This window comes from Bacteroidota bacterium (assembly GCA_034439655.1).
GTDB lineage: Bacteria > Bacteroidota > Bacteroidia > UKL13-3 > UKL13-3 > CANJUD01.
This window is the reverse complement of record JAWXAU010000164.1, coordinates 1-2,598: the sequence shown is the minus strand read 5'-3', so window position 1 is coordinate 2,598 and position 2,598 is coordinate 1. Positions and strand designations below refer to the sequence as shown.

Annotated in this window: 1 protein-coding gene; it reads right to left on the bottom strand. The window is 39.6% G+C overall.

The genetic code is table 11. The features are described from left to right. Positions 1 to 220: 220 nt before the first annotated feature. Positions 221 to 2,038, bottom strand: coding sequence for a CHRD domain-containing protein (locus tag SGJ10_12415; GenBank protein MDZ4758926.1), 1,818 nt, complete (start codon positions 2,036 to 2,038; stop codon positions 221 to 223). Between the last annotated feature and the right edge of the window lie 560 nt (positions 2,039 to 2,598).

Below are 2,598 nucleotides of genomic sequence, written 5' to 3'. Positions count from 1 at the left end.
TAGTTATCGGAGTTCGCGGCGAGCGATACTACAATAAAATAAAGTGTCCGTTATAATTTGGCTTTTCTTATTTGAATTATGAAAGAGGTCTATTGAGTGCCGGTATAATATTCAAAAACAGCCTCTAGTCAATGAGAACTTTCTTAAAAGTTTTGCTCAAAAAAAAGCCCATTCCGATAAATCGGAACAGGCTTTTCAACTTAATTGAACACAAACGCTATTAATTTTTTATAAAGCTCGCATTAAAGTTTTCGCCGCCGCTTATCGCTCTAATATAATATATACCAGATTGCATATTGCTTGTGGCTATTTGGTTTTGGTTACTTGCTGTTTGGTTATATACCATGCGGCCAGTTGCATCATAGATAGTAATATAACTACTTCCCTGTGGCAAGGCTATATTCAATATATCATTGGCAGGATTTGGATACACACTAATATTGGTGGCATTATTATTATTATAAAATGCTTGGGCTATACCGGTAGTAGTTTTGTAACAACCTGAACCCCAAAGAACTTGTCCGCGAATTTCGCCTCCTGCATTTGCAGTTGTATGTGCATTGATGTATACGCTGTCGTGCCAGAAAAGCATTGCTTCGGCCATCCCAAATGGATTGCTCGAAGCATTGTTTTCCCAGTGTCCCCAAACGGTTCCACCTTTGCCATTCTTCATTAACCAGCCTGCGAGGTCAAGTATTACGCCACCCGATCCACCTTTAGGACCTTTGTGAAAATGGATTGCAGTTGGTGCTTCGGTCATATTATCCATTACTACCAATACTTCTGCATTAAGCCCCATAGCATCGATGCTCACATAGCCACTGCCTGTTCCTGTGGCACCAGTCACATTGTTTTGTGCACCATCCATCCATATAGTAAAGCCTTCGCGAGCAAGTCTCATTACTTGGCCACGTATTTCGCCTCCTGCATTATTGCTGGTATGAATGTTTACATAAATATTGTTGGTAACCATTGCTCCGATGAATAAAGGGTTTAATGAAGCACCTGTAATCATTCCTTTTATATGATTCCCCATAACTCCACCATCTAAATCGACAGCTACTGCACCACTTTGACCTGCAGCACCATAATGGAAATGTATGGAAGCAATGGTATCGCTTAACCCGTCTACCACTATATCGTACCATGCGGTATCGGCAGCTAGGTTCATTTGTATGCTTGCCACACCTTTGGCATTGGTTGTAATTCCTGCTTGTTTTCCATCAATCCAGCTATAAGCCATAATTCTGCGTGGAGGCATCAATTGTCCGCGTATTTCGCCTCCTGCATTTGAGGCATTGTGTACATTTACGTAAATGTCGCCTTTCATCAAGTTCTTTAGTAGTGTTGAGTCTACAGCAATCCAACCCCCAATTACTTTGCCTTTTACATCGTTACCAAGATCAACTGCTACCCCACCCGATTGACCCATTGCACCATTGTGCAAATGGATTCCTGTGATAGTATCGGTTAAATCTTGAACTACAATTTGGTACCACATACGTTTGCGGTCGGCACTTAAATTAAATACACCCAAGCCGTATGCTTTGCTAGTAGTTGCTGCTTGCACATTATCAAGTTGTGCCACAAAGCTCCAGTCGGTGCTAACCATTAATTGTCCACGAATCTCTCCATTTGGATTTGCAGCAGTATGTATGTTTACATATAATTGGTTGCTCAAAAGTTTTGCTATCCACTGTTTGGTAAGTGTAGCCCCTGTAAAGGTAGCTGATAGATGATTGCCCGATACATACGCAGATAGGTCGTTAACCACATTGCCGCTTTGGCCTGGCATACCTTCGTGTGTGTGGATACCTGTTAGTGTCCCACTCAGTCCGTTCCAACTAATGTTGATACAGGCTGTGTCCAACCCACGGCTTAGCATTACTGTGGCTACACCGCTTGCTTTGGTGTTGACACCATTTTGCATGCCATCGATACGTGCAGTGACCAACATGCGGCCACTTAATTGTGCTGATGCGGCAAAAGAAAAAATTGCAAGGGCAGCACTTAGAATTGTTTTTGTAAATAGTTTCATTGTGTTTTTTGATTATGTTAATTTAAAGTTAAAGTTAAAAGGATAAACGAAGGTTTTTCGATTATGGTTTTAGTTGCTGAAAAAATATTTCATATTGTTTCTTTAATCACTGTATAAAGAAGGATTCTTCTAGCTGTGGTCTTTGTTGGGGTCTCTCACTGTCAAAAGAATCAAGCCAATTAAAATAAGAAAGGGGCTGCTATATTTTCCATTGAATGGATCGGGCCAGTATGTTATTGCGGAAGAATATCCGTCTAAAAACAACAATATGCCAACAATGATTAGAATCGAAGATAACAAACGATACATGATAGTCAAGATTTTAAATTCTCATCTGCAAAAGTATTGCGGTTTTTTATTCATTGCAATTCTCTGCTCACAAAATAAAAAGAAAATCCTTCACAAAATATAAGCAAAGCATAGATACAATTATGTGTATCTTCTTAGAACAACCCTATACAAGAGAGTGTAAATCAAATTGTGTAAACGACTTTAGAGTTGACATCTGGATTCAAAGATAATCAAAAATTGTTGAAGTATTATTCCCCAATTTCTTATTG

Coding starts and splice junctions, on each gene's coding strand:
- SGJ10_12415 (MDZ4758926.1), bottom strand. CDS start 2,038: ATGAAACTATTTACAAAAACAATTCTAAGTGCTGCCCTTGCAATTTTT.